General features: G+C 65.5%; 23 protein-coding genes, 1 tRNA gene and 1 pseudogene. 18 read left to right on the top strand and 7 right to left on the bottom strand.

Annotated elements, in window-relative coordinates:
* Nucleotides 1-33: 33 nt before the first annotated feature.
* Nucleotides 34-1,275, bottom strand: a complete 1,242-nt coding sequence (gene glgC, locus X803_RS0100600; RefSeq protein WP_035777360.1) for a glucose-1-phosphate adenylyltransferase — start codon at nucleotides 1,273-1,275, stop codon at nucleotides 34-36.
* 85 nt (nucleotides 1,276-1,360) lie between these two features.
* Here glgC and glgA point away from each other — a divergent pair, with 85 nt between their 5' ends.
* Nucleotides 1,361-2,554 (top strand): glycogen synthase, encoded by a 1,194-nt coding sequence (gene glgA, locus X803_RS0100595; protein WP_035777358.1) that lies wholly within the window; start codon nucleotides 1,361-1,363, stop codon nucleotides 2,552-2,554.
* On the opposite strand, the gene X803_RS0100590 is transcribed toward glgA, so the two are convergent.
* Nucleotides 2,551-4,638 (bottom strand): acyl-CoA dehydrogenase family protein, encoded by a 2,088-nt coding sequence (locus X803_RS0100590; RefSeq protein WP_026543604.1) that lies wholly within the window; start codon nucleotides 4,636-4,638, stop codon nucleotides 2,551-2,553. The two genes, glgA and X803_RS0100590, sit on opposite strands and share 4 nt — an antisense overlap.
* Nucleotides 4,635-5,354, bottom strand: a complete 720-nt coding sequence (locus X803_RS16885; protein ID WP_173400887.1) for a TetR/AcrR family transcriptional regulator — start codon at nucleotides 5,352-5,354, stop codon at nucleotides 4,635-4,637. Before X803_RS16885 ends, X803_RS0100590 begins: the two co-directional genes overlap by 4 nt.
* Nucleotides 5,355-5,493: 139 nt before the next feature.
* Between X803_RS16885 and X803_RS0100580 the strand changes: the two genes are divergently transcribed.
* The 5 genes from X803_RS0100580 (at nucleotide 5,494) to X803_RS0100560 (ending at nucleotide 10,562) form a co-directional block, all read left to right on the top strand.
* Nucleotides 5,494-6,834, top strand: a complete 1,341-nt coding sequence (locus tag X803_RS0100580; protein WP_051470312.1) for an acetyl-CoA C-acetyltransferase — start codon at nucleotides 5,494-5,496, stop codon at nucleotides 6,832-6,834.
* Nucleotides 6,835-6,836: 2 nt separating this feature from the next.
* A complete protein-coding gene (locus tag X803_RS0100575) occupies nucleotides 6,837-8,177 on the top strand; it encodes a 3-oxoacyl-ACP reductase (RefSeq protein WP_026543602.1) in 1,341 nt (446 codons plus the stop codon).
* The gene (locus tag X803_RS0100570; RefSeq protein ID WP_035777356.1) at nucleotides 8,177-9,082 is read left to right on the top strand and encodes a MaoC family dehydratase; all 906 of its coding nucleotides are present in this window, start codon (nucleotides 8,177-8,179) and stop codon (nucleotides 9,080-9,082) included. The genes X803_RS0100575 and X803_RS0100570 overlap by 1 nt, the downstream gene beginning before the upstream one ends.
* Before the next feature lie 85 nt (nucleotides 9,083-9,167).
* The gene (locus X803_RS0100565; RefSeq protein WP_026543600.1) at nucleotides 9,168-10,406 is read left to right on the top strand and encodes a kynureninase; all 1,239 of its coding nucleotides are present in this window, start codon (nucleotides 9,168-9,170) and stop codon (nucleotides 10,404-10,406) included.
* Between the two features lie 72 nt (nucleotides 10,407-10,478).
* Nucleotides 10,479-10,562, top strand: a tRNA-Leu gene (locus X803_RS0100560).
* 113 nt (nucleotides 10,563-10,675) lie between these two features.
* Here the strand turns inward: X803_RS0100560 and X803_RS0100555 are convergent.
* Nucleotides 10,676-11,278, bottom strand: a complete 603-nt coding sequence (locus X803_RS0100555) for a DUF6318 family protein (RefSeq protein WP_026543599.1) — start codon at nucleotides 11,276-11,278, stop codon at nucleotides 10,676-10,678.
* A gap of 180 nt (nucleotides 11,279-11,458) precedes the next feature.
* On the opposite strand from X803_RS0100555, the gene X803_RS0100550 reads away from it, so the two are divergent.
* Together X803_RS0100550 and X803_RS0100545 are read left to right on the top strand one after the other, a co-directional pair.
* The gene (locus X803_RS0100550) at nucleotides 11,459-12,760 is read left to right on the top strand and encodes a M20/M25/M40 family metallo-hydrolase (protein ID WP_026543598.1); all 1,302 of its coding nucleotides are present in this window, start codon (nucleotides 11,459-11,461) and stop codon (nucleotides 12,758-12,760) included.
* The gene (locus X803_RS0100545) at nucleotides 12,760-13,920 is read left to right on the top strand and encodes an acyl-CoA dehydrogenase family protein (RefSeq protein WP_035777354.1); all 1,161 of its coding nucleotides are present in this window, start codon (nucleotides 12,760-12,762) and stop codon (nucleotides 13,918-13,920) included. The genes X803_RS0100550 and X803_RS0100545 overlap by 1 nt, the downstream gene beginning before the upstream one ends.
* An 8-nt stretch (nucleotides 13,921-13,928) precedes the next feature.
* Here X803_RS0100545 and X803_RS0100540 read toward each other — a convergent pair whose 3' ends face one another.
* A complete protein-coding gene (locus X803_RS0100540; RefSeq protein ID WP_026543596.1) occupies nucleotides 13,929-14,162 on the bottom strand; it encodes a DUF5703 family protein in 234 nt (77 codons plus the stop codon).
* A gap of 41 nt (nucleotides 14,163-14,203) precedes the next feature.
* Here X803_RS0100540 and X803_RS0100535 point away from each other — a divergent pair, with 41 nt between their 5' ends.
* The gene (locus X803_RS0100535) at nucleotides 14,204-14,452 is read left to right on the top strand and encodes a hypothetical protein (protein WP_026543595.1); all 249 of its coding nucleotides are present in this window, start codon (nucleotides 14,204-14,206) and stop codon (nucleotides 14,450-14,452) included.
* 22 nt (nucleotides 14,453-14,474) lie between these two features.
* Here X803_RS0100535 and X803_RS0100530 read toward each other — a convergent pair whose 3' ends face one another.
* Nucleotides 14,475-15,410: an aldo/keto reductase gene (locus X803_RS0100530; RefSeq protein ID WP_026543594.1), complete on the bottom strand. Its 936-nt coding sequence runs from the start codon at nucleotides 15,408-15,410 to the stop codon at nucleotides 14,475-14,477.
* 104 nt (nucleotides 15,411-15,514) lie between these two features.
* Here X803_RS0100530 and X803_RS0100525 point away from each other — a divergent pair, with 104 nt between their 5' ends.
* Together X803_RS0100525 and mshC are read left to right on the top strand one after the other, a co-directional pair.
* Nucleotides 15,515-16,339: an undecaprenyl-diphosphate phosphatase gene (locus tag X803_RS0100525; RefSeq protein ID WP_026543593.1), complete on the top strand. Its 825-nt coding sequence runs from the start codon at nucleotides 15,515-15,517 to the stop codon at nucleotides 16,337-16,339.
* A gap of 62 nt (nucleotides 16,340-16,401) precedes the next feature.
* Nucleotides 16,402-17,685, top strand: a complete 1,284-nt coding sequence (gene mshC / locus X803_RS0100520) for a cysteine--1-D-myo-inosityl 2-amino-2-deoxy-alpha-D-glucopyranoside ligase (RefSeq protein WP_026543592.1) — start codon at nucleotides 16,402-16,404, stop codon at nucleotides 17,683-17,685.
* Here mshC and X803_RS0100515 read toward each other — a convergent pair.
* Complete coding sequence (locus tag X803_RS0100515; RefSeq protein ID WP_245702695.1) at nucleotides 17,682-18,533, bottom strand: proteasome assembly chaperone family protein; 852 nt, start codon at nucleotides 18,531-18,533, stop codon at nucleotides 17,682-17,684. The genes mshC and X803_RS0100515 overlap by 4 nt on opposite strands.
* A gap of 149 nt (nucleotides 18,534-18,682) precedes the next feature.
* On the opposite strand from X803_RS0100515, the gene X803_RS16880 reads away from it, so the two are divergent.
* The 7 genes and pseudogenes from X803_RS16880 to X803_RS16875 all read left to right on the top strand — a co-directional run.
* Nucleotides 18,683-19,453 carry an HAD family hydrolase gene (locus tag X803_RS16880; protein ID WP_343299583.1) on the top strand — a complete coding sequence of 257 codons (771 nt, stop codon included), beginning with the start codon at nucleotides 18,683-18,685 and terminating at the stop codon, nucleotides 19,451-19,453.
* Entirely contained in the window at nucleotides 19,450-20,604 is a 1,155-nt protein-coding gene (locus X803_RS0100505) for a site-2 protease family protein (protein ID WP_026543590.1), read from the top strand. The genes X803_RS16880 and X803_RS0100505 overlap by 4 nt, the downstream gene beginning before the upstream one ends.
* 55 nt (nucleotides 20,605-20,659) lie before the next feature.
* The gene (locus X803_RS0100500) at nucleotides 20,660-21,754 is read left to right on the top strand and encodes a tRNA (adenine-N1)-methyltransferase (protein ID WP_051470310.1); all 1,095 of its coding nucleotides are present in this window, start codon (nucleotides 20,660-20,662) and stop codon (nucleotides 21,752-21,754) included.
* A 107-nt stretch (nucleotides 21,755-21,861) separates the two neighbouring features.
* Nucleotides 21,862-23,628: a proteasome ATPase gene (gene arc, locus X803_RS0100495; RefSeq protein WP_026543588.1), complete on the top strand. Its 1,767-nt coding sequence runs from the start codon at nucleotides 21,862-21,864 to the stop codon at nucleotides 23,626-23,628.
* Nucleotides 23,629-23,690: 62 nt separating this feature from the next.
* The gene (dop, locus tag X803_RS0100490; protein ID WP_084033229.1) at nucleotides 23,691-25,274 is read left to right on the top strand and encodes a depupylase/deamidase Dop; all 1,584 of its coding nucleotides are present in this window, start codon (nucleotides 23,691-23,693) and stop codon (nucleotides 25,272-25,274) included.
* A gap of 38 nt (nucleotides 25,275-25,312) precedes the next feature.
* Nucleotides 25,313-25,522 (top strand): ubiquitin-like protein Pup, encoded by a 210-nt coding sequence (locus X803_RS0100485; protein WP_026543586.1) that lies wholly within the window; start codon nucleotides 25,313-25,315, stop codon nucleotides 25,520-25,522.
* Nucleotides 25,523-25,525: 3 nt separating this feature from the next.
* Nucleotides 25,526-25,752 (top strand): annotated as a pseudogene (locus tag X803_RS16875) (proteasome subunit beta); the annotation flags it as partial.

The following is a 25,752-nucleotide window of genomic DNA, read 5'->3' as shown; positions in this document are numbered from 1 at the left end:
TCCGGCGGCTGCCCCAACCCGGGTGGAAACCCGCTACTCCTGGACGATCTGGCCCTTGCTGAGGATGGTGAGTCCGGAGTCCGTCACCGTGAAGCCCCGGCTGAGGTCCATCTCCCGGTCGACGCCGATCTTCGCTCCCGGCGGGATGTGGACGTTCTTGTCGATGATCGCCTTGCGGACCACCGCCCCCGCACCGATGGTCACATGATCGAGCAGGACGGATCCTGACACGTCCGCGCCCTCGTCAACGAAGACATCCGTAGCGAGGACGGACCCCTGCACCGCGCCGCCCGAAATGACGACGCCGTTGGACACGATCGAATCATGGGCGACGCCCGAGACGCCGGTGGCGCTGCGTACGAACTTGGCGGGCGGGGAAATGCTCTGCCGGGTATAGATGGGCCATTCGAGGTTGTACAGGTTGAACAGCGGCAGCGGCGTGATGAGGTCCATGTTGGCGTCGTAATAGGAATCCAGGGTGCCGACGTCGCGCCAGTACTGGCTGTCCCGTTCGGTGGATCCGGGGATTTCATTGGTGGTGAAGTCGTAGACGGCCGCATCTCCGCGCTCCACGAAGTGCGGGATGATGTCCCCGCCCATATCGTGTTTGGTGTTCAGCCGTGCCGCGTCGATCTCAAGCGCTTCAATGAGCGCGTCGGTGTTGAACACGTAATTGCCCATCGACGCCAGGAAGCTGTCCGGGTCATCGGGCAGCCCGGGCGTGGTTGACGGCTTCTCGACGAACGCCGAGATGCGCCCCGGGTTCGCCTGGTCCACCTCGATGACGCCGAACTGGTCGGCAAGGTGCAGCGGCTGGCGCACCGCAGCGACACTCACCGACGCGCCGCTCCTGATGTGCTCCTGCACCATCTGTTCGAAATCCATGCGGTACACGTGATCGGCCCCTACGACCACCACGATGTCCGGATGGGCATCATGAATCAGGTTGAGGGACTGGTAGATGGCGTTGGCGCTGCCGAGGAACCAGCTCTTGCCGCGGCGCTGCTGGGCCGGGACTGAGGCGATGTACTGCTGAAGCTGGGTGGACATCCGCCAGGTCTCGGAGATGTGGCGGTCCAGGCTGTGGGATTTGTACTGGGTGAGCACCACGATCTGCAGATAGCCGGAGTTCACCACATTGGACAGGGCGAAGTCGATCAGGCGGTAGCTTCCTGCGAACGGGACCGCGGGTTTCGCCCGGTCCGCTGTGAGCGGCATGAGCCGCTTTCCTTCGCCGCCTGCCAGTACCACCGCGAGCACTTTTTTGACTGCCACGGTTCATCCCCTTCCGCTCGTCCTTGAGTATGACCTCGTTCGACTCACACTAGAGGACTGGCCCCGCCTGCACTACGTTGGAAACGTGCGAATAGACATTGTGACAAAAGAGTTCCCGCCGGAGATCTACGGGGGTGCAGGTGTTCACGTCGCGGAACTGGCCCGCGTGCTTGCCGGGCGTGTCGATCTGGGCGTCCACTGCTTCGGTGCGCCGCGGGAGGCTGACTACCATGGCGCCCGGGTGAGCACCTATGGCGTACCCCAGAACCTTGCCGATGCCAACGCGGCGGTCCAGACCCTGGGTACGAATCTGTCCATACTGCAGGGCATCGCCGGCGCCGATCTGGTGCACTCGCACACCTGGTACGCCAATATGGCCGGCCATCTCGCCTCCCTCCTGCATGGCATCCCGCACGTCCTCAGCGCGCACAGCCTGGAGCCGCTTCGCCCGTGGAAGGCCGAGCAGCTCGGCGGCGGCTACGCGCTGTCTTCCTGGGTCGAGAAGACTGCCTACGAGGCGGCAGCGGCTGTCATCGCGGTGTCGGACGGAATGCGCCAGGACATCCTGCGCTGCTATCCGGATGTTGATCCTGCACGGGTCCAGGTGGTCCACAACGGTGTCGACACCGAAGCGTGGGCCCCGGACCGCAATGACGACGCCGTCCGCGCACTGGGAATCGACCCGGACCGTCCCAGCGTCGTATTCGTCGGCCGCAACACGCGTCAGAAGGGCGTCCCGTACCTGCTGCGCGCCGCCGCGAAGATCCCGTCGGACGTCCAGTTGGTGCTTTGCCTGGGCGCCGCTGACACGCCGGAACTCGCGGCTGAAACCGCGCGGCTGATCGATGACCTTGAGGCCCGGCGCGGATCAGTGATCCTCATCGAACGGATGCTCCCGCGGCACGAGCTGATCCAGGTTCTCAGTTCCGCCACGGTCTTCGCGTGCCCCTCCATCTACGAGCCGCTGGGCATTGTGAACCTTGAGGCCATGGCGTGCGGGGCGGCCGTCGTCGCAAGCGCAACCGGCGGAATCCCCGAAGTGGTTGAGGACGGTGTGACCGGCACCCTCGTTCCCCTGGAACAGGTGCAGGACGGTACCGGCACGCCGCTGGATCCGGAGGGATTTGTGAACGATTTCGCGGAGGCTGTCAACACCCTGGTCGCCGACCCAGAGCGCGCCCGCTCCATGGGAAAACGCGGGCGTACCCGGGCCGAGGAACACTTCTCGTGGGACTCCATCGCGGAGTCCACCCTGAATGTCTACCGTTCGGTCCTCTAGATCCTGCCCGCCTTCCGGGCGATAAGGATCTTCTCGTCCAGCGGCGCGTCGGGGCTCGCCCGCAGGATCCGCGCATATTCCCGCGATTCGTCCTGCCGCCTGCGCTCGGCGCCGGTGGCGATGGCGGCCCGCAGGTGGTCAGGACCGTAGCCGAACGCGTCAACCAGGTCGACGGCGTGCGCACGAAGCTTCAGCAGCAGCCGGTTGATGTAGGGGCCGAGCGTCCGGGCGCGCTGGGCGGAGAGCCGGCCGTTCATCAGATACCACCCGAGATTGTCTTCGATGAGGCACAAGCCGAAGAGGTCGCGCAGCCACGTGAGCACCTGCCGGGTGCCCGGATCGCCGGTTCGGGGAAGGGCCGCTGTGAACGCTTCCCACTGCAGGAGTTCGGCGTGCGCGCGGGCCGCCTGGATGAGTTCCTGCTGGTGCTGGTTGAAGACGGCGGCTGCCTGCGCCGGGGGGAGCCTGCGCGCGCCCCGGAGAGCGCCGGCCAGTTCGCCCACCATGGTGTCCACACGTCCGCAGAGAAGCTCGTGCTGCGTTCCCTCGTCGCGCAGCGCAATCGCTGACTTTCGCTCCGACCCGGTGTCGACGACGGTCTGGAGCACCCGGCGAAGACCGGTCCTGTGGAGTGTCCGGTCTGCAGCCTGGGTGGCGACGAAGCGGGCGAGGACACCGAAATCAACCCCCTGGAACTCCTTGGCGTAGTCGGCGAGCAGCCGCTTGGCCACCAGCTGCAGCAGGACGTTGTTGTCGCCCTCGAAGGTGGTGTAGACGTCAAGGTCAGCGCGGAGGGACGTGTACCTGTTCTCGGTGAGGAAACCGGCACCGCCGCTGGCTTCCCTACACTCCTGGAGAGTGTCGAGGGCGTGCCAGGTGGACAGCGGCTTCAGCGCCGCGGCAAGAGTCTCGAGGTCCTGCCGGTCCTCGTCGCTGGCATGCTCACCGGAGAAGACGCCGTCGAACTTGGTGAGCAGCTCCTCATGGGCGAAGGATGCGGCATAGGTGGTTGCAAGGCGGGGAAGGAGCCTGCGCTGGTGGAGCTGGTAGTCGAGGAGTACCTCTTCGGACAGTTCCGACCCTGTGGTGAACTGACGGCGCTCCACCGAATACTGGATGGCGGTCTTGAGGGCCAGTTTGCTGGCAGCCACGGCGGCGCCGTCGAGGGAAACCCTGCCCTGGACGAGAGTGCCCAGCATTGTGAAGAACCGGCGGCCGGGCGATTCGATCGGGGAGGTGTAGGTGCCGTCCTCGCTGACGCTTCCATACCGGTCGAGCAGGTGTGCGCGGGGTACCCGCACATGGGTGAAGTGCAGCCGTCCGTTGTCGATGCCGTTCAGTCCGCCTTTAAGCCCGTCGTCCTCCCCTCCGATACCCTCAAGGAAGTTCCCTGCGTCGTCCCGCAGCGGCACGTACAGCGCATGCACGCCGTGGTTCACCCCGCGCGTGATCAGCTGTGCGAAGACAACTGCTGCCTTCCCATCGATGGCTGCGTTGCCGATGTAGTCCTTCCAGGCGGCACGGAACGGCGTGTGCAGGACAAACTCGTTGGTCTCCGGCTGGAAGGTGGCGGTGGTGGCGATGCTCGATACATCCGACCCATGGCCCGTCTCCGTCATGGCAAAGCAGCCCGGGATGTCCATGTTCATGATGCCCGGTAGCCACCGGCTGTGGTGCTCCTCGCTGCCCAGGTGGAGAACCGCTGCTCCGAACAGTCCCCACTGGACACCTGCCTTGATCTGGAGGGAAGGATCAGCGACCACCAGTTCCTCGAAGCCGGCGATATTCCCGCCGTGATCGTCCGATCCGCCCAGCCCGCTCGGGAACGCACGGTGCACAGCCTTGTTCCGCACGAGCAGGTGAAGCTGGTCGAGGCAGCGCGCGCGGTGCTCTGCGGAGGTGGCCCCCTCTACCTTGTGCAGGGCCGGGTCGGCGGCGAGCGCGCGGGCGGTTCGCCGGGAGTCCGCCCAGCGGCCGAGCAACTGCTCGCCGAGGGCCGCAACATTGACAACAGCGGCGTCGTCGTCGTGGATGGGGAGCGTCGCGGGAACCGGGAATTCCGGACGCGTGGCGGTCTGGGTCATGATTCGTCCTTCAAGGGTGGGTTACGGCGTGGGGTACGGACAGCAGAAGCGTGCGGCACGGCCGCCACAATGCCGTCGAAGAGCCAGGTGGTGATGGAATCGGCAAGGTCGGCTTCGCTGGGTCGGTGGGGCCCGGGGGGTATGGACAGCCACTGTTCGCCGGCGGCACGGACCATACCGATTGCCGCGCGTGGCCACAGAGCGAGCGGCTGCGGAATCGTCGTCGCCGGCTGCTCCGCAAGGTAATCGACCATGGGGCTGGCCAGCATGGCGGAGATGGCGTCGAAGAAGGAACTCAGCGTCGGAGAGCCCTCCAGCGCGGAGCCGGACTCCGGCGCCGGCTGCGTCACGAACACATAGACGTTCGGTGAGGATTCAGCCATCTGAAGATAGGCCGACACCATGGCCCGCAGGCCTTCCCGGGGGGTGGCGGCGTTCCTGGCCGCCTCAATCAGCTGCTCCTGCATTCGGCTGACCACTTCATCGCCCATGGCGCGCTGCAACCCGGCCTTGTCCCCGAAATACCGGTAGAACACCGATTTGGACGTATCAGCGGCCGAGGCGATCTCCTCCATCGAGGCACCCGGTCCGATCCGGTGCACGGCCTTGCGGGCAGTCCTGATGAGCGCTGCGCGTCGGGCCTCGCGATGCTTTGACCACCTGCTGGACCGCCCGTCGACGGCACCGGCACCGGCGGGTGCAATAAGCTGATTCACGATACCCAGCGTATCAGGTACGCTGGGTATCGATAACACTCGAGTCCTGACGTCCTCCTGGTCGTGAGGCCCCCTCGGATTCCCGAATTTTCAACCGCATGCCCCGACCCCGCATGTACGCCCCACCCAAGGAGCAGCAATGAACTCACTTCCCAGCGAGCAGAACCCCACCCCGGAAAGCGGCGCAGGCGCCGTTGGGAAGCCGCGTGCCGCCGTCGTCATCGGTGGTAACCGCATCCCATTTGCCCGTTCCGGTGGGCCGTACGCCTATTCCTCGAACCAGGACATGCTGACCGCAGCCCTCGACGGTCTCGTCGCGCGCTTTGGACTGCAGGGGGAACGGATTGGAGAAGTCGCTGCCGGTGCTGTCCTGAAACACTCGCGCGACTTCAATCTGACCCGTGAAGCCGTGCTCGGATCGGCATTGGCAGCTGACACACCGGCCTACGATGTGCAGCAGGCCTGCGCCACCGGACTCGAGACGGTGATCGGCCTCTCCAACAAGATCAAGCTCGGTCAGATCGAGTCGGGAATTGCCGGTGGAGTTGATTCCGCTTCGGACGCCCCGGTGGCGGTCAGTGAGGGTCTGCGGCGCGTACTGCTGGACTTCTCACGGGCGCGGACAACCTCCCAGAAGCTTGCAGCACTCCGGAAGCTTCGCCCGGCTGACCTTTCGCCGGACGCGCCTTCCACGGCGGAGCCGCGTACCGGCCTGTCGATGGGGGAGCATCAGGCCATCACCACCGCCCGGTGGAACATCACGCGCCAGGCACAGGACGAGTTGTCCCTCGCAAGCCACGTCAGGATGGCGGAGGCTTATGACCGAGGCTTCTTCGATGACCTCGTCACGCCCTTCCGGGGAGTATCGCGGGACAGCAACCTGCGGCCTGACACATCGCTGTCGAAGCTGGGGTCGCTGAAGCCGGTATTCGGCCGCAACCTAGCGGCTGAAGCCACCATGACCGCCGGCAACTCCACGCCGCTGACGGACGGCGCAGCCGTGGTGCTGCTTGGCTCCGAAGAGTACGCCCGGGAGAACAACCTGCCCATGCTGGCCAATGTGGTGGATGCCGAAGCGGCGGCCGTTGACTTTGTCCATGGCAAGGAAGGCCTGCTGATGGCGCCGGTCTATGCCATGCCGCGCCTGCTGCACCGGAACAACATGACCTTTGACGATTTCGACTTCTTCGAGATCCACGAGGCCTTCGCAGGGACCGTCCTGGCGAGCCTCGCTGCCTGGGAAGACGATGATTTCTGCCGTAAGCAGCTCGGACTCCCGGGTGCCCTCGGAACGGTGGACCGCAGCAAGCTGAATGTGAACGGCTCATCCCTTGCGGCCGGGCACCCCTTCGCGGCGACCGGCGCGCGCATCGTTGCATCGCTGGCGAAGTCCCTGGCGGAAAAGGGGTCGGGGCGCGGGCTTATCTCGGTCTGCGCGGCCGGCGGGCAGGGCGTCGTCGCGATCCTGGAGGCGCGCTGATCATGGCTGACACCTACCTCAAGCTCGTCAACGCACAGCCGTTGGACAGGGTTGCGAAAGCAGCAGGGCTTCCCCGTCCCGTTCCGCTCCGACGGTACGTTTCCGGCGAGCCGCTGGTCCCGGGCCCCGTTCTGGTCCTGGGCAGTTCGCCTGGAACGCAGGCCGTGGCGTCGATCCTCCTCGAATGGAACCTCGACGTCCGGCGGCATCTGCGGCCGAAGGAGAAGTTCGGGGCAGCCGTCGTCGTCCTCGACGAGCTGAGGGAACCGGCTCAGCTGTCGGGTGCTTTTCTCGAGCTGGGATCGGTGCTGCGCCAGCTCCGGCCGGGCGGCCGCGTCATCACCATCTCGAGGCCCACCGCCGGTGCCACGGCGCCGCAGACAGCTGCGGCCCGGCATGCTGTGGACGGCGCCCTGCGGAGTCTGGCCAAAGAACTGCGGGGCGGTGCGACCGCCAATGGAATCCTCCTCGGGGATGACGTACAGACGGATGCGTCCGGTGTGGGCGCGGCTCTGGAGTTCCTGCTCTCGGGCAAGAGCGCCTACGTTGACGGGCAGTTCATCACCATCGGCACCTCTGCCGGTACGCAGGCACGGCGCCGGTCTGCTCCGCTCGCGGGACGTACGGCAGTGGTCACCGGTGCCGCGCGCGGGATCGGCGCGGAAATTGTCCGCGTGCTGCACCGGGACGGCGCGCACATCATCGCCGTTGACGTGCCGGACGCCGGAGAACAGCTCGCTGCGGTTGCCAACGGCGTCGGCGGCACTGCGCTGCAGGTGGACGTCACGGCTCCTGACGCCGCCGGGCGTATTCTCCGGCATGCTGCAACCCGTTACGGATCTCTCGACATCATGGTGCACAATGCCGGCATCACCCGCGACCGTCTGCTGGCCAACATGGATCCGGCGCGGTGGAACTCGGTCCTGGCTGTGAATCTCGAGTCCCAACTGCGCATCAACGAGGAACTCCTTGCATCCGGTGACTTCAGTAGTGCCGGGAGCATCGTGTGCCTCGCCTCCACCAGCGGCATCGCAGGCAACCGCGGGCAGACCAACTATGCCGCCTCGAAGGCCGGAGTAATTGGAATGGTCAGGGCCACGGCGGATGCGCTCGGCGGCTCCGCGCGTTCGATCAACGCAGTCGCTCCCGGATTCATCGAGACCGACATGACCGCGAAGATCCCGTTCGCTACCCGGGAAGTGGCGCGCCGGCTCAGCAGCCTCCAGCAGGGCGGTCTGCCGGTTGATGTGGCTGAAGCGGTCGCCTTCCTCGCCTCCGCGGGCAGTGCCGGAGTCAACGGTCAGGTGCTGCGGGTGTGCGGCCAAAACCTGGTCGGTGCCTGATGGAGCAGCTGTTGCACGCCCCGCCCCGGCTCACCGCCCTGTACGCCGCTGCGCTGGCGCGCTCAGCGAAGCCCGGACGCAGCCGGGAAGCCGGCAGCCTCCGGTTGCCGACTGACCGCCACCGGCTCGACGGGGTGACTGCCGTTCCGGAGAAGGTCCGGGAGTTCCAGCACCTGATGCGCAGTCCGCAGACCGCGTTCCTTCCGTCCGGGTATCTCCATATCCTCGCGTTTCCCGTGGCTGTGAGCGTTCTCGCCCGGCCTGATTTTCCCTTGCCGCTGCTCGGGATGATCCACCTTAGGAACGAGGTGCAGCACCTCCGCCCCGTCCCGACGGACGCCCGCCTGAGCGTGGTCGCGGGGGTCGAGAACCTGCGGCCGCACCGGAGCGGCACCCAGGTGGACGTGGTGGTGGAGGTGGAAGCCGCGGGTGTACCTGTCTGGACGGGCAGGTCAACCTATCTGGCCAAGGGCATCCAGGCGTCCAGCACCCTGTCGGCCCCATCGACACCGGCCGAACCCGGGCGGGACGAGGGCCTGCCCGCCTTTCCCACGGGGGAGTGGCCGCTGTCCGCGGACACCGGCAGGCGTTATGCGGCGGTGTCCGGCGACTACAACCCCATTCACCTGGGTGTCCCCTCCGCGCGGCTGCTTGGCATGAAGCGCCCGATTGCGCACGGGATGTATCTGGCGTCGCGGATGGTGGCCGAGGCCGGGCCGGGGGAGGACGCCGGCTTCCGATGGACCGTGGAGTTCCGGACCCCGGTCCCCTTGCCGTCGAAGATCCTGCTGTCTGCCCAGGTGGACAGGTCTGATTCGGCGAAGTGGCACGGAGCCGAGGTGGTCGCGTGGGATCCACGCCGCCGTCGAGCCCATTTCGTGGGACGCCTCGAAGCCCTCGGATAGTCCCATGGCCGCGGAATAGTCGCACGGCCGCCAGCCTGTGCGTCGGGGTGAAAATAACGGCGTGGTGCCCACCTACACTGATCTCATGAATGACGATTCCCGGCTCGCCGCTGCCCGCCGTTTCGATGCCGAGGATCCGCTCGCACCATACCGGCTTCTGTTCGAAGGGCACGACGACGACGCCATCACGGCCTACCTGGACGGCAACTCCCTTGGGCGCCCGCTCAGCGCAACCATCGGACGCCTGACCGCTTTTGTCCGGGACCAGTGGGGTGGGCGGCTCATCCGCGGCTGGGACGAGGACTGGCTGCAGCTCCCGCAGCAGGTGGGGGACAGGATCGGCAGGATCACCCTGGGCGCCGGCCCCGGGCAGTGCGTGGTTGCCGATTCCACGAGCGTGCTCCTCTACAAGGTCATCCGGGCAGCGCTCGCCCTGCGGCCAGAACGCTCCGAGATCGTCATCGAACGCGACAACTTCCCCACTGACCGGTTTATCGTCGAGGGCATTGCAGCCGACCGCGGCCTGTCGGTGCGCTGGGTGGAGGCCGACCACGACGCCGGCCCTACTCCGGAGGGGGTGAGCCGCGTGCTCAGCCGGGACACCGCCGTCGTCGTCCTCAGCCATGTCGCCTACCGTTCCGCTCACATCGCGGACATGGAGGCAATCACGCGGCAGGTGCATGACGCCGGAGCACTCATCGTGTGGGACCTGAGCCACTCGGTCGGGTCGGTTCCGGTGCACCTGGACGCGTGCGGCGCCGACTTCGCGGTGGGCTGCAGCTACAAATACCTCAACGGCGGCCCAGGGGCCCCTGCGTGGGCCTATGTCGCGCAGCGGCACCTGACCGACCTTTCGCAGCCCATCCAGGGCTGGCTGGGAAGTGCGGATCCATTTGGGATGGGTTCGGGCTACCAGCCCGCGGAGGGGATCCGCCGCATGGTTTCCGGTACACCGCCGATCCTCGGGATGCTCGCCCTGCAGGACATGCTCGACGTTCTCGAAGACGCCGGTATGGACGCTGTCCGGGCGAAGTCGGTCAGGCTCACCTCCTTCGCCGTCGACACGGTCGAGGAACTGATGGGTTCCTACGGGGTGACGATTGCCTCACCCCGCGATCCCGACCAGCGCGGCAGTCACCTGACGATCGACCACCCTGAGTTCCGCACAATGCTCTCCGACCTGTGGAACGACGGCGTTATTCCGGACTTCCGCAATCCAGACGGCCTTCGTCTCGGGCTGTCTCCGCTGTCCACATCGTTCGAGGAAACCTTCATCGGAATCCGTGCCATCGCCGAAAAGCTCCGGGCGAACCTCCTCGATTGAACTCCTGGGCCCTGATCGTGTTAGAGTTTTTCTCGCTGCTTTCGAAGGTTTTGATCCTCGAAAACACCACCTGCGCGGGTGGCGGAATGGCAGACGCGCTAGCTTGAGGTGCTAGTCCTCTTATTGAGGGTGGGGGTTCAAGTCCCCCTCCGCGCACAACAAAAACCCCGGTTTTCCGGGGTTTTTTTGTGCCCTCATGCGGTGGTGGTACACCAGTGCGCCCGCCCTTTCCGATACTGGAGAGCGGGCGCACCCAAGGCGACGGGATACTACTCGGCGGCAGGGAGCTCCGCGTCCGGGGTCTCCTCGAGGTACGTCGCCTTCCAGGCTCCGTCGGAGTAGACGGCAGTGGCTGAGTAGATGGAGCCGGCCGGGTCGAAGGGACGGGTTTCTTCCACCTCACCCTCGCCGTTGAACGCTGTGTACGCATCGGGGTTGACCGGGATCACGGCGTCAACCTCAACTCCCTCGGCTATCTCCTCGGCAGGGGTGGTGACCAGGATCTGCTTCACCTTGGGCTGCCCGCCCAGGATCCAGCCGCCGTCGTCATACCTTTGGCTGATCGCTTCCGCATCGGCCACCGCTGCGTCCGCTCCGTCAAGGGCGGCGAGCAGGGCCTCGACGTCGCCGGTCTGCTGTGCGTAGGACTTCAGTTCAAAGACGTGATGCAGAAATGCCTTGGCGCCGGCGGCGGTGGGCTCCGACATGAGGTCGTTGACGGCAGGTTCGGAAATGTTCTGCGCCGGTGCGGTTGAGGTGGCGGGGGTCGGTGCCGCGTCCGGGGACACAGCGGCGGTGGTACCGGACTCACCGCAACCGGTAAGTACAGCGAGGGCGACAGCGGCGGTGGCCGCGATCCTGATGGTCTTCATGAGCTCCCCAGAGAGGTAAGTGTGCGCCGAATCGGCAGTGACGCCACCCAGACTAACCGTGGCCTGAGGCAACTAGGGCCCGTAAGGCGTTGATCGTGCTGCAGATCACAGCGCCGTCACTACGCCGGGGCGGCGCATCGGTAGGCTGGTCTCATCACCCACTACCGATGGAGGTCTGCAATGGGCGTCGCCCCCGAAGATGAAGTCGTCCGGATCTGCCGCGAACTGATCCGGATTGACACCTCGAACTTCGGAGACAATGAAGGTCCCGGGGAACGCAGGGCAGCAGAATACGCTGCCGGCCTCATCGAGGAAGTGGGGCTGGAGGCGCAACTGTTCGAATCGGCGCCTGGACGCGCATCGGTGATCACCCGGATGGCCGGCAGCGACTCAAGCCTTCCCGCGCTGGTTGTTCACGGCCATCTCGATGTGGTTCCCGCGCAGAAGGAGGACTGGAGTGTTGATCCTTTCAGCGCGGAGGAACGGGACGGGCTGATCTGGGGCAGGGGGGCGGTGGACATGAAGGACATGGACGCCATGATCCTTTCCGTCCTCCGGTCGATGCAGCGCGAAGGAATCCAGCCCAGACGCGACCTCATCTTCGCCTTCTTCGCCGATGAGGAAGCCGGCGGCAATTACGGAGCCTCGTGGCTGGTCGACAACAAGCCTGAGCTGTTCGACGGCGCTACGGAGGCTATCTCTGAAGTGGGTGGCTTCTCCGCCACCATCGGCGGCCAGCGCACCTATCTCCTGCAGACCGCGGAGAAGGGCATCTCGTGGCTCCGCCTGGTGGCCCACGGGCGGGCCGGACACGGCTCGCAGATCAATACGGACAACGCAGTCACCCAACTCGCGCGGGCGGTGGCGCGGATCGGTGAACACCAGTGGCCGGTTGAGCTGACCCCCACCATGCGCCAGTTCCTGGACGGCGTCACCGAGCTCACCGGAGTCGAGTTCGACGCCGACAATCCGGAGATCCTTCTGAAGGAGCTCGGCACCGTAGCCCGCTTCGTCGGCGCCACCCTGCAGAACACCTCCAACCCCACCGTCCTGAAAGGCGGCTACAAGCACAACGTCATTCCCGGCAGCGCCGAGGCGCTCATTGACGTCCGCACACTCCCCGGGCAGGAGGAAGCAGTCCTCGCGACCATCAAGTCGCTCGCGGGGGATTCGGTGGACGTGAGCTACGCCCACAAGGATGTCTCGCTGGAAGTACCGTTTGCCGGCAACCTGGTGGACATGATGGTGGACTCCCTGCTTGCGGAAGATCCGGGAGCGAAGGTCCTCCCGTACACCCTCTCCGGTGGAACCGACAACAAGTCGCTGAGCAGGCTCGGCATCACCGGTTACGGCTTCGCTCCGCTGCGTCTGCCCGACGACCTGGACTTCACCGGAATGTTCCACGGGGTGGACGAACGGGTGCCGACAGACTCCCTCCGGTTCGGTTCACGCGTCCTCAACCGGCTGCTCACGGGCAGCTGATGCGGGCCACCCCCGAGGAGATTCTTCCCGTAGAGCTTCTTGACCGATTTCGTTCGCGCGCCGCCGGCTATGACGCGCGCAATGAATTCTGCCGGGAGGATTTTGAGGAGCTTGCCGCACGGGGCTACCTCCGGCTCTTCTGCGGCGAGGACGACGGCGGTGCTGCCGCCGGCATGGCGCAGGCGGTCGCCTGCCAGCGAAGACTTGCTGCGGCAGCGCCTGCGACTGCGCTGGCCGTCAATATGCACCTTGTCTGGACAGCGGTGGCGAGGCTGCTCGAACAGGGCGGAGACAGTTCGCTGCGCACCGTTCTCACCGAGGCCTCTGCCGGGGAGGTCTTCGCATTCGGACTGTCCGAGCCCGGCAATGAAGCCGTACTGTTCGACGCCAGGACGGTCGCCGAACATCAGCCGGACGGCAGTTATAGATTTACCGGCACCAAAATCTTCACCAGTCTCTCGCCGGTATGGACCCGCCTCGGAGTCCTGGGCAAGAGCACCGGTGCGGGGAGCGAACAGCTGGTTCAGGGTTTTATCACCCGGGGCTCTGCGGGGATCGAGACCGTCGAGGACTGGGACACTGTGGGAATGCGTGCGACGCAGTCACACACCACGCGCCTGAACGGCGTCGTCATTCCGTCTGAATGGATTTTCCGCCACCTCCCGGTGGGCCCGAACAGGGATCCGTTTGTGTTCGCCGTCTTCGCTGCGTTCGAGACCCTCATCAGTGCTGTCTACGCGGGCATAGCTGATCGTGCCCTCGAACTTGCGGTCCTTGCACCGCTGGAGCGGAGCGCCGGTATGGACGGTGTCCCGGTGGCGTCCCGCCCGGGGGTGCGGGCTGCCGTAGCTGATGCGGCAATGAGCTGGGAGTCGCTCGACGCGCATATCAGGGTGGTGGCCGCAGAGCTTGACGACGGCGTCGATCACGGGGACAGGTGGTTCGCCAAACTCGTGTCGCTGAAGATCCATGCCACCGGCGCGGCCAGGGAGCTTGTGGATGCCGCAGCGTCGGTGTCGGGGGGCCGCGGCTATTTCAATGCCAGCGAGGTCAGCCGGTTGTTCCGGGATGTAGCGGCGGGGGCTTTCCATCCGTCCAGCCTTGAGTCGGCACGCCGGACAGTGGCAACCGCCTGGCTGGGCCCGGAGCAGCAGGAGTAGTTTGACCTTCACGCGGTACGCTGGACCCTCAGAACCTTGCGCCTGAGCCAGAAACGGCGGTGACCGCCAAGATAGATGCAGCTGCGTTCCAGTTCCCACTTGCCGTACTCGGCATGTTCGGTGAGGAGCTGGCGCGCCGCGGACAGCGGCTCACCCGCATTTACCGTGAGCACCAGGTACTCATACTGGCGGCCGTAGTCGCGTTTCCGGGTGGCGGTTGCATTCAGAAATTGTTCGCGCATTTCCCTCCAATTTGCTTCACTTTACCGATAACGTCTAGACCATGAGCATCGATCCGCGTGTCGCATTGCAATCGCTGGTTTCCGCACTCGAAGAGCATCTTGCCGCTGCCGCATCGCGCAGGGGAGACGATGATCCGGCGGTCGAAGCCGCTTACCTGTCGATTGCGGATTCTTTCGAGGCGTACGAGGAATCGCTGTATGACGCCTACGGCGAAGTGACGCCGCTCGTTATTTACGAGGACGATGAAGAGGAAGAAGAAGAGGAAGAGGAGCCGGCCAGCAGGTCCTGACGGAGCCACTGATTCCCCGGCGCTAGCGGGGAGCTGAGACCTCGTCCAGAACACCCGATATCTGTTCGGGCAGCGGCGCCAGCGCACACGCCAGCAGGTCCTTCAGTTGGGCCCCGGTGCGCGCGCCCAGCACGGCCGACGCCACGGTTGGCCGGTGAAGCAGCCAGCGAAGCGCCACGTCTGCGGGCGAGAGTTCCAGTCCGCGGGCAGCGGTGCACACCGCATCGGTGATTCTCGCCGCACGGCCGGACAGATACGGTTCAAGATACCCGGCCCACTGCTCAGACGCGGCGCGGGAGTCCGCCGGTAGCTGCGAACGGTACTTTCCCGTCAATGCACCCCGCCCGAGCGGCGCCCAGGCGAAAGTTCCCACACCGAAGGCTTGCGACGCCGGGAGAACCTCCTGCTCCACGCCACGGCTCAGCAGCGAGTACTCCGTCTCATGGACAGTGATGGGAAAACCGGCAGTTGCACACGCCCTTGCCAACTCCCATCCGGTGTGATTGGTCACACCGACATAGCGGGCCCGCCCCGAGCGGTACGCCCAGTCGAGCGCCTGCAGGGTCTCCTCCACGGGGACGCCCGCGTCGGCCGCAGGGGCCAGCCAAAAATCAACGCTGTCGGTTCCGAGGCGCGACAGTGACGCATCCAGAGAATCGAGAAGACCCTTCCGGGAGACGTCCAGACGCCCGGCGGACCAACCACGGGGAACCCCACCGAGTACGGCGAGCACAACTTCGGACCGGGCCACCACATCGCCGAGGAGCGATCCGAGAACCGCTTCAGCCTGGCCGTCCGAGAAACGGGCGGCCGTGCTGATCAGGGTGCCTCCGGCCTCGACGAACACCCGCAGCTGCTCGCGGGCGGCTTCCTCATCGACGTCCATGCCCCAGGTCATTGTCCCGAGGCCGAGCACAGATACCAGTTGTCCGCTACCGCCCACATTTCGCCACTGCATAGGCCTAAGCCTACTGGCCGAGGGACCCGCGCCGAGCGTTAGCGAGGGGTGGGAGGCCGGGGCGCTGACGCGGGTGCCGGAACCGGTGACGTAGGGTCTTATCTGTGAATTGGATCGAAGCGGCCGTCCTGGGCCTCGTTCAGGGCCTTACCGAATTCCTGCCAATCTCATCGAGTGCGCACCTTCGGATCATGGGAGAACTGCTCCCGAGGGCACAGGACCCGGGAGCGGCGTTCACCGCCATCACCCAGTTGGGAACAGAGACGGCCGTGATCGTCTATTTCTGGCGGGATATCCTCCGGATCATCGGGGCGTGGTGGGGGTCGCTGACGCACAAGGTGTCCAGACATGACCCGGATGCGCGGATGGGATGGCTGGTCATTATCGGCACGCTGCCGATCGTCATCCTGGGGCTGCTCTTCCAGGAGCAGATCGAGAGCACTTTCCGCAGCATGTGGCTGGTGGCAACCATGCTGGTTGTCTTCGGCGTCATCCTTGCTGTTGCCGACGCTATCGGACGGCAGCGCCTCACCCTTGACCGGCTCACGTACCGGCACGGCATTCTGTACGGTTTCGCGCAGGCGCTCGCCCTCATCCCCGGTGTTTCCCGTTCCGGCGGAACCATCACCGCGGGCCTCCTGATGGGCTATACCCGCGAGGCGGCCGCCCGGTACTCGTTCCTGCTCGCCATCCCCGCGGTTTTCGGCAGCGGGCTGTACCAGCTGTACAAGAGCGCGGGAACGCCCGGCCCCTACGGTCCGGGCGAAACACTGCTCGCCACCGTGATCGCGTTTGCCGTGGGATACGTCATCATCGGCTGGTTCCTGAAGTTCGTCTCGACCCGAAGCTATGGCATCTTCGTCTGGTACCGGATCGGGCTGGGGCTGGTCATTTTCCTCCTCCTCGGCTTCGGCGTCATCAGCGCGTAAGGACAGGGTCCGCCATCCGTGCGGACAGCGAAGCGCCCGTTTCCAACCCGTAAGGTAGAACCGTGATTTCCTGGAGTACCCGTTCTGTTCCGGACCTGCCCGGCACCCCGCCGCCCATCCGGCTCTGGGACAGCGCGCTGGAAGCCTTCGCGAAGCTGCCCGGCGAGCCCCGGCAGGGACTGTACGTCTGCGGGATTACTCCCTATGACGCCACCCATATGGGCCACGCGGCAACGTACGTGGCGTTTGACCTGTTGAACCGGCTCTGGCGCGACGCCGGTTCAACCGTCGATTATGTGCAGAACGTCACCGACGTCGACGATCCGCTCCTCGAGCGTGCCGCGGCGACGGATGTCGACTGGATGGACCTCGCCCAATCGCAGACCGAACTCTTCCGCACCGATATGGAGGCACTCAACGTCCTCGCGCCGGATCACTATGTGGGCGCCGTCGAGACGATCGGGGCGATCGTCCCGGTGATTGAAGACCTGCTTGAGCGGAACCTCGCCTACCGGGTCCCGGGATCGGAGACCGAGCCGGACGGTGACGTGTACTTCTCGGTTGAACGGGCTTCGCAGCTTACGGAAACCGCGGGCGGGGCGCAGTGGAAGCCGGGCTTCATCTCCCACCTGAGCGGCGAGGAGATGATCCCTGTTTTCGCTGAGCGCGGAGGGGACCCCGCGCGGCCGGGAAAGCACCATCCGCTCGACCCCCTTCTCTGGCGGGTGGCACGGGAGGGGGAGCCCTCGTGGGACGGGGCATCGCTGGGCACCGGCCGTCCCGGATGGCACATTGAGTGCTCGGTGATTGCACTGCAGCATCTTCCTGCTCCCTTTGCGGTGCAGGGCGGGGGATCCGACCTGATGTTCCCCCACCACGAGATGAGTTCCGGGCACGCCCAGGCCATCTCGGGCCGCCCGCTCGCCCGCCACTACGCGCATGCCGGCATGGTGGGGCTTGAGGGCGAGAAGATGAGCAAATCCAGGGGAAACCTGGTTCTGGTGTCGGCGCTGAGGGAAGCCGGAACGGAACCGGCCGCCATCCGCCTGGCCATCCTGGCCAACCACTACCGTTCCGACTGGTCCTGGACATCGGAAGGGCTCGAGACGGCGCATACCCGGCTGGATGCCTGGCGCGCCGCGCTTGCCGGCGCAACCAGGGAGTCGGTCCTGCGTTTGCTGGGGGAACTGCGCGAAGCTCTGGCGGACGACCTCAACGCGCCCGCCGCCCTGCGGGCAGTGGATAGCTGGTGTGCCGAAACCGCCCACCTCACCGGAACCGACGACGGCGCACAGCTGGCAGCGGATGCTTTTGACGCGCTGCTGGGCGTGCGCCTGAAGGACTAGTCCTTCCGCCTCTTCTTGAGGTAGCGCTCAAACTCCCGTGCGATGGACTCACCGCTTGCCTCCGGGAGGTCCGCGGTGTCCTTCGCTTCCTCCAGCTGCCGCACATAGGCTGCGACTTCCGGGTCCTCAGTGGAGAGTTCATCCACCCCGCGCTCCCATGCCTCCGCTTCCTCGGCCAGGGCCTGGGTATCCAGGCTGACATGGAGCAGTTCCTCAAGCCGGTTCAAGAGGGCCAGCTGGGCTTTGGGCGAGGGAGACTGACCGACATAGTGCGGAACAGCAGCCCACATGGACAGTGTCGGAATGTCGGCGAGCTGACCGACCTCGGCAAGAACCCCGACGATTCCGATGGGCCCCTCGTAGGTTGAGGACTCCACATTGAGCGACTCCCGGACCAGGTCGTCGTCGGAAGAGACAGTGATCGGAATAGGGCGGGTGTGCGGCACGTCGGCGAGGAGCGCTCCAACGAGCACCAGGCAATCGACCTCAAGTTCCTTCGCCATACCGACAAGCTCTGCTGTATAGGCGCGCCACTTATAGGAAGGTTCCACGCCGTGAACGAGAATGACGTCGAGGTCGCTCCCGGGAACGGAGGCCCTGCTGATCCGCGTAGTGGGCCACTTGATCCTTCGCTGACCGGAGCTGTTGCGTCTGATGACCGGCCGGGTGAACTGGAAATCGTAGAACTCATCAGCATCGATGGTTGAAATCTTTTCGCCGTCCCACTGGGTGCCGAGGAATTTCAGGGCATCGCTTGCTGCTTCACCGGCGTCGTTCCATCCTTCGAAGGCGGCGAGCATGACGGTGATCCGGCGCCCGGCGTCCCTCTCCGGGAACAGCGCAGGGATGCCGTCGGGTCTACCCTCAGTCTGGTTGTCTTCGAACGTACTCACCGTTTCACCCTAAACCTCTGCCGCTGCCCTGTCAGGCGCCACCTCGCCGCTTCGCGTAGAGCGCACCCGCAGGGCGGCCCTGCATGGGCACGTAGACTTGGGGCATGGTCACCCCTTCCAGCGATACGGCTGTGCCCTCGGACATGCAGCGCAGTGCCGGGCACAGTGAGCCAGCCGGGCGCCGCCTCCAGGCGGTGCTCTGGGACATGGACGGCACCATCGTGGACACCGAGCCGTACTGGATCGAGGCTGAGTACGGGCTTGTCGCAGCGCACGGCGGAACATGGTCGGATGAGAAGGCTGAAGGGCTGGTAGGCCAGGCGCTCACATTCTCAGCCGGAGTGCTGCAGGAGGCGGGGGTGCAGCTCAGCGTGCGGGAGATCATCGACACGCTCACCGAAGAGGTCACCGCCAAGGTTCGCCAGGCAGTCCCGTGGAGGCCCGGAGCGCGGGAGCTTCTGCTGGAGCTTCGGGACCGCGGCATTCCCTGCGCCCTCGTTACCATGTCCGAGCACGCCCTGGCCGCCGAGGTGGCTTCCCACCTTCCGGACGGCACCTTTGAGCTTCTGGTCACAGGCGACCGCGTGGCGAAGGGAAAGCCTGACCCGGAGGCCTACGAGACCGCATTCGAGGAGCTTTCCGCCCGGCGTCCGTTGGACATGGCCCGGGTCGTTGCGATTGAAGACAGCCTGCCGGGGGTTACTTCGGCGAAGGCCGCCGGAGTGCTTACCCTCGGTGTGCCGCATTTCGTTGCATTGCCGCCGGACTCCAGCGACCATCAGTGGCCCACCCTCGACGGACGCGGGGTGGAGGATCTGGAAGACCTGGTTCACCCGCATGCCGGGGACCACTCCGGCCGCAGGCGAACCGCGTGAGCAGGTCCCGACGGATGGAAGCGGCCCGCCAGGACGGCATACCGCTGGGGCGGATCCTCGGCATTCCAGTGGTTCTCGCATGGTCCTGGTTCATCATCGCGGCCTTTGTGGTCATTGTCTTCGGTCCGCAGGTGGCGGACCTCTATCCCACCCTTGGACCGGGCGCTTACGGCGTCGCGTTCGCCTATGCAGTGCTGCTCGCGGCTTCGGTACTCATTCATGAACTTGCTCATGCCCTGTCCGCCCGCCGGTTCGGCTGGCCGACCACGAGGATCGTCCTGAACCTCTGGGGCGGTCACACCCAGTTCGAGAACTTCGCAGCAAGTCCCGGCAGGTCACTGATTGTTGCTCTTGCGGGACCCGCCGCGAATCTGGTCCTGGCGCTTCTCGGATGGGGTGCACTCCAGCTGGTGGAGCCCACCGGAGTGGCCAATCTCCTCGCCAACATCCTGATCTGGGCCAACTTCCTCGTCGCCGCCTTCAATGTGCTTCCCGGACTACCCCTCGACGGCGGGCGGATCGTCGAATCCGCTGTGTGGCGTGCAACCGGAAGCCAGGAGAAGGGGACCGTAGCCGCGGGCTGGAGCGGGCGGATCATCGCCGTCGGAATTGTGGCCGCCGTGGTACTGGTACCGCTGGTGGCCGGGAGCCAGCCAGGCGTTGTCACCGTGCTTGTCGCCGTCGTCATGGGCGGTTTCCTATGGATTGGGGCAAGCTCGGCCATTTCCAACGCCAGGATGCGCCTCCGCCTCCCCGCGGTGAGCGCGGGGAGGCTGCAACACCCCGCGGTGGGTGTGCTGGCCGGCACCTCGGTGCACCAGGTGAAGCGGCTGATCGCCGACAGGCCGGGTATCGACGTCGTACTCACCGGTCCGAACGGCTTGCCGGAAGCGGTCGTGGACCAGGGAGCGCTCGCGGCCGTCCCCGACTCGCAGGCAGACAGAACGCCGGCCAACGCGGTGGCCCGGGCGCTCGCACCCGGCGCGTACGTCCCCGAATTTGCTGAGGGGCAGGAGCTGGTGCAGTACCTGGCCAGGCTGGCGGGCAGCGAGTACGCGGTCATGGACAGGCAGGGGACCGTCACCGGCCTGCTGCATCAGTCCGTGGTTGTTGCAGCGATCACCGGCCGCCGCCACCCCGGCATCAACTGACACCTACAGCACCCGGGCGCCCTGCAGCTGCCTGAAGAACCACCGGAGGATTTTCATGAACACCAGCCAGTCCCGCACGGAAACCGAGCCCGAGGCCGTGCAGCCCCAAGCCCCTCAGCCGCACGGAGCAGCGGCACGCCGTGGGCCTCTGCGTGCCGGCGAGCGCGTGCAGCTGACCGATGAGAAGGGGCGGATGAACACCATCACGCTGACCCCGGGCGGGGCGTTCCACACGCACAAGGGATTCCTCAGCCATGACCAGCTGATCGGTGCCTCCGAAGGGACAATCGTCACCAACACCACGGGCGCCCAGTACCAGGCGCTCCGGCCGCTGCTGTCCGACTTCGTGCTCTCGATGCCGCGCGGTGCGGCCGTGGTGTACCCCAAGGACGCGGGCCAGATCGTCACCATGGCTGACATTTTCCCCGGAGCACGGGTGGTGGAAGCCGGCGTCGGATCAGGTGCGCTGTCCATCTCCCTGCTGCGCGCCGTCGGGGACAACGGGTACCTCCACTCATTCGAGCGGCGGGAAGAATTCGCCGATATCGCAAAGGGAAACGTCGAGACCATCTTCGGCGGCGAACACCCGGCGTGGCAGATCACGCTGGGAGACTTCCAGGAACAGGTCCTTGAGGCTGAGAAGCCGGGCAGCGTGGACCGTGTGGTGCTCGACATGCTCGCCCCGTGGGAATGCCTCGACGCCGTAGCAACGGTGCTCGCGCCCGGCGGCGTCTGGATCAACTACGTCGCCACCGTGACGCAGCTGTCGCGCACTGCTGAGGCAATCCGCGCAGACGGGCGGTTCACCGAGCCTGAGGCGTGGGAGTCAATGGTGCGCGGGTGGCACCTGGAGGGTCTGGCTGTGCGGCCCGACCACCGCATGGTTGCGCACACCGGCTTCCTGCTCACCACACGGAGGCTTGCCCACGGCGTGACCGGCATCAGCACCAAGCGCCGGCCGTCAAAGACCGGGTTCAGTGAGGAAGATCTCAACGCCTGGACTCCGCAGGCAGTAGGCGAGCGGGCCGTATCGGACAAGCGGCTCCGGCGCGTCGCACGGGACGCAAGCTCCACCATCCAGCGGGGAGCCCTTCCGCCCGAGGAGGCGCAGGCGCGGCGCGATTCCCAGGCGGCCGACCCGGTCGACTGAGGCGCGCGGGGGCAAGATGACGAAGTTATCACTTTCAGTCGGATCGCCCGTTCACTGCGCTATGGTCGAAGGAGAACGCAACGACAACGGTGAAGGTGGCGATCGCGTTGGATACATCGAATAACGATTCCGGAACGCCGCAGTCAGCGCCTGACTCCGGCCGGTCTCCCGCCGACGGACAGCTTGCCGTCGCCCAGCGCCAGATCAATGTTCTCCGCGACAAACTACGCCACATCGACCGTCAGCTGGCAGCCGCTACCCAGAACAACACGCGGCTCGTCGCTGCGCTCGAAGCTGCCAGAACCGAGATCGTCCGGTTGAAGGCTGCCCTGGAAAAGGAAGGGGCGGCGCCCTTCAGCTTCGCAACCGTCATCGAGGTGAACCCGCGGTCGTCCACCGACGGCTCCAACGGCGCGCAGGCCTCCCTCCAGGACAGCGCGGACATCTTCCAGTCGGGCCGCAAACTCCGGGTCGCGGTCAGCCCGCTGGTCAGCGTGGACCAGCTGATGCCCGGGCAGGAGGTGCTCCTGAATGAATCCCTGACAATCGTCGCGGGTCTCGCATTCGAGCGCGCCGGCGAACTGGTGACAATCAAGGAACTGCTCGGCAAGGACCGGGTCCTGGTCATCGGCCGTGCCGATGAAGAGCGCGTCGTGCGTCTGAGCGGCCCGCTGCAGCAACAGAAAATCCGCGTCGGCGATGCTTTGTCCGTCGACAACCGAACCGGCTACGCGCTTGAGAAAATCGCCCGCAGCGAGGTCGAGAACCTGGTCCTCGAGGAGGTGCCGGATATCGCCTACGAGGACATCGGAGGCCTCGGTCCGCAGATCGAACAGATCCGGGACGCCGTAGAGCTGCCGTTCCTCCATCCGGATCTCTACCGCGAGCACGGGCTGAAGGCTCCCAAGGGGATCCTTCTCTACGGCCCGCCAGGCTGCGGGAAGACCCTGATCGCCAAGGCCGTCGCCAACTCGCTCGCCGCGCGGGCTATCGAACGGACCGGATCCGAGGAAACCCGCAGCTACTTCCTCAACATCAAGGGCCCGGAACTGCTCGACAAGTATGTCGGCGAAACGGAGCGGCACATCCGGCTGATTTTCGCCCGAGCCCGCGAGAAGGCGTCGGACGGTTCGCCGGTCGTGGTCTTCTTCGATGAAATGGACTCGCTGTTCCGCACGCGTGGAACGGGCGTTTCATCCGACGTCGAGACCACTATCGTGCCGCAGCTGCTCAGCGAGATCGACGGAGTCGAAAAACTTGAGAACGTGATCGTCATCGGCGCCTCAAACCGTGAAGACATGATCGATCCGGCAATCCTGCGTCCGGGGCGTCTCGACGTGAAGATCAAGATCCACCGCCCTGACGCCGAAGGGGCCGCGGAGATCTTCGCCAAATACATCACCGAAAATCTGCCCCTGCACCGTGATGATCTCGCCGAGTACGGCGGAAGCGTTCCGGACACAATCCACGCGATGATCCGCCGGACGGTGGAGAAAATGTACTCGACCGAGAAGTCCAACGAATATCTTGAGGTGACCTACGCCAACGGTGATACCGAGATGCTGTACTTCAAGGACTTCAACTCCGGCGCCGTCATCCAGAACGTGGTGGACCGTGCGAAGAAGAGCGCAATCAAGGATCTGCTGTTGAACGGACACAAGGGGCTGCGCATCGAGCACCTGCTGCAGGCTGTGGTGGACGAGTTCCGTGAGCACGAAGACATGCCCAACACCACCAACCCGGACGACTGGGCACGGATCTCCGGCAAGAAGGGCGAGCGCATCACGTACATCCGGACGATCGTCCAGGGCAAGGCCGGGCAGGAGCCCGGCAAGACCATCGAAACGACCGCCAACACAGGACAGTATCTGTGACGGGACCTTCCTCTTCACCTGTACCACCCATAGATGCAGCACCTCTGACAGTCCACCGGGTCATGGGCACAGAGACCGAATACGGGATCATTGCGCCCGGAATCCCGGACGCCAATGCCACAGTGCTCTCCACGCAGGTGGTGAACGCCTACGCCGCTACCCTTCGGGAAGGCCTGGGTAACCTCGCCGGGACGCGCTGGGACTACACGGACGAGGCCCCGTTGTCCGACGCCCGCGGCTGGCAGCTGGGGCGGGCAGCGGCCGATCCGTCGCAACTTACCGACCAGCCTCCGGTTCTCACAGCCGAGCAGGTTGCCATGGTGGATCAGGGGCCCATCGACTCCCCGGAAGACACCGCGGTGCTGATGAACCTGGTGCTCGGCAATGGTGCCAGGCTCTACGTGGACCACGCGCACCCTGAGTACTCGAGTCCGGAGGTGACCAGCCCCCTGGACGCGGTGCGATGGGACCGGGCGGGCGACGTCGTTGTGCAGTGTGCAATGGAGCGGATCGCCCGGACCCCCGGATTTTCCCCTGTGATCCTCTACAAGAACAACACGGACAGCAAGAGCGTTTCCTACGGGTCCCACGAGAACTACCTCGTTCCCCGCAGCGTCCCCTTCGGGAAGATCGCCGCGGCGCTCATCCCGTTCTTCGTGACACGCCAGGTGATCTGTGGTGCAGGGCGGGTGGGGATCGGCGCACTGAACCAGTCGCCCGGTTTCCAGTTGAGCCAGCGGGCGGACTTCTTCGAGAATGAGGTGGGCCTCGAGACGACCGTCCGCAGGCCAATCATCAATACCAGGGACGAGCCGCACGCCGTAGCTGAAAAGTACCGCCGACTGCACGTCATCATTGGTGACGCCAACCTTTCAGAGGTGTCCAACTTCCTGAAGCTCGGCACCACCTCACTGGTTTTGGCGCTGATCGAGAACGAGCTGGCCCCGATACCGGAAATCGCCGAACCCGTGCGCGAGCTCCAGGCGGTAAGCCACGACCCATCGCTTCGCCACCTCGTCACCCTCGCGGACGGCCGCAGGGTCACTGCCCTGGACGTGCAGGAGATCTACCTGGAAGCGGCCCGTTCCGCCGTAGACCTCCAGGGAGGCGGTGATGAACAGACGGCGGCGGTGCTGCGGCGCTGGGAGTCCCTCATTTCAACGCTGCGCACCGATCCCATGGACGCGGCACAGCAGCTTGACTGGGTGGCGAAACTGAAGGTGCTCGAAGCATACCGGGACCGGGATTCGCTGGAGTGGAAGGACCCCCGCCTGGCGCTCATCGATCTGCAGTACGCCGACCTCAGGCCGGCCAAGGGAATCCACTACCGGCTTGCCGCGCGCGGAGCGATGGAACGGCTGGTGAGCGAGGAGGATGTGCTCGCGGCCGCCTCCAACCCGCCCCGCGACACGCGCGCCTACTTCCGGGGGCGATGCATCTCCTCCTTCCCGAAGGAAGTAGTCGGGGCAAGCTGGGACTCAATCATCTTCGAACTGCCTTCACAGCGGCGGCTGCAGCGGATTCAGACCAGGGAGCCCCTGCGCGGGACGGCGGCACTGACCGAGCGCCTGTTTGACGGTTCGCGCACGGCTGAGGAATTTGTCTCCCGCCTGCAGGGCGGTCCGGAACCCAGCATGGCACCATAGAAGTAGCCGACAACAGGCACCAGAGAAGGGCTCTCACCATGGCAACACAGGATCAGCGAAACACCGGATCACGGCCCCAGGAGCAGGACGAGGTCGCACCGGACCCCACGCCCGCTCCGGCCGCCGGACAGTCGCAGGACACCAGCCAAACCGAGGGTGTTGACGACCTCCTCGACGAGATCGACGGCGTGCTGGAGTCCAATGCAGAAGAGTTTGTCCGCGGATTCGTACAGAAGGGCGGACAGTAGCGCATGCTGCCGGAAGACGCGGCCGCAACCATAGGTCGGGCCGCTTCCACCTCTTTCTCCGACTACATCGCCGCACAGAACCCCGCCGCACTTCCCTCTGCCCGGAACGCAGCGAACCACACCGGTACCGACCTCGCACCGCACGCCACCACGATTGTGTCGCTGACCTACGCCGGCGGCGTGCTCATGGCAGGGGACAGGCGGGCCACGATGGGCAACATCATCGCCAG

The sequence above is a fragment of the Arthrobacter sp. 35/47 genome (assembly GCF_000520475.1).
In the GTDB taxonomy this organism is placed as follows: Bacteria; Actinomycetota; Actinomycetes; order Actinomycetales; family Micrococcaceae; genus Arthrobacter_D; species Arthrobacter_D subterraneus.
Note: the sequence above shows the minus strand (reverse complement) of the source record. Positions and strands in the feature narration are given on the sequence as shown.

Excerpts from the sequence above, each read along its gene's own strand:
- X803_RS0100590 (WP_026543604.1), bottom strand. The coding sequence starts at position 4,638 with ATGACCCAGACCGCCACGCGTCCGGAATTCCCGGTTCCCGCGACGCTC.
- X803_RS0100580 (WP_051470312.1), top strand. The coding sequence starts at position 5,494 with ATGAACTCACTTCCCAGCGAGCAGAACCCCACCCCGGAAAGCGGCGCA.
- X803_RS0100575 (WP_026543602.1), top strand. The coding sequence starts at position 6,837 with ATGGCTGACACCTACCTCAAGCTCGTCAACGCACAGCCGTTGGACAGG.
- X803_RS0100570 (WP_035777356.1), top strand. The coding sequence starts at position 8,177 with ATGGAGCAGCTGTTGCACGCCCCGCCCCGGCTCACCGCCCTGTACGCC.
- X803_RS0100565 (WP_026543600.1), top strand. The coding sequence starts at position 9,168 with ATGAATGACGATTCCCGGCTCGCCGCTGCCCGCCGTTTCGATGCCGAG.
- X803_RS0100555 (WP_026543599.1), bottom strand. The coding sequence starts at position 11,278 with ATGAAGACCATCAGGATCGCGGCCACCGCCGCTGTCGCCCTCGCTGTA.
- X803_RS0100550 (WP_026543598.1), top strand. The coding sequence starts at position 11,459 with ATGGGCGTCGCCCCCGAAGATGAAGTCGTCCGGATCTGCCGCGAACTG.
- X803_RS0100545 (WP_035777354.1), top strand. The coding sequence starts at position 12,760 with ATGCGGGCCACCCCCGAGGAGATTCTTCCCGTAGAGCTTCTTGACCGA.
- X803_RS0100540 (WP_026543596.1), bottom strand. The coding sequence starts at position 14,162 with ATGCGCGAACAATTTCTGAATGCAACCGCCACCCGGAAACGCGACTAC.
- X803_RS0100535 (WP_026543595.1), top strand. The coding sequence starts at position 14,204 with ATGAGCATCGATCCGCGTGTCGCATTGCAATCGCTGGTTTCCGCACTC.
- X803_RS0100530 (WP_026543594.1), bottom strand. The coding sequence starts at position 15,410 with ATGCAGTGGCGAAATGTGGGCGGTAGCGGACAACTGGTATCTGTGCTC.
- X803_RS16880 (WP_343299583.1), top strand. The coding sequence starts at position 18,683 with ATGGTCACCCCTTCCAGCGATACGGCTGTGCCCTCGGACATGCAGCGC.
- X803_RS0100500 (WP_051470310.1), top strand. The coding sequence starts at position 20,660 with ATGAACACCAGCCAGTCCCGCACGGAAACCGAGCCCGAGGCCGTGCAG.
- dop (WP_084033229.1), top strand. The coding sequence starts at position 23,691 with ATGGGCACAGAGACCGAATACGGGATCATTGCGCCCGGAATCCCGGAC.
- X803_RS0100485 (WP_026543586.1), top strand. The coding sequence starts at position 25,313 with ATGGCAACACAGGATCAGCGAAACACCGGATCACGGCCCCAGGAGCAG.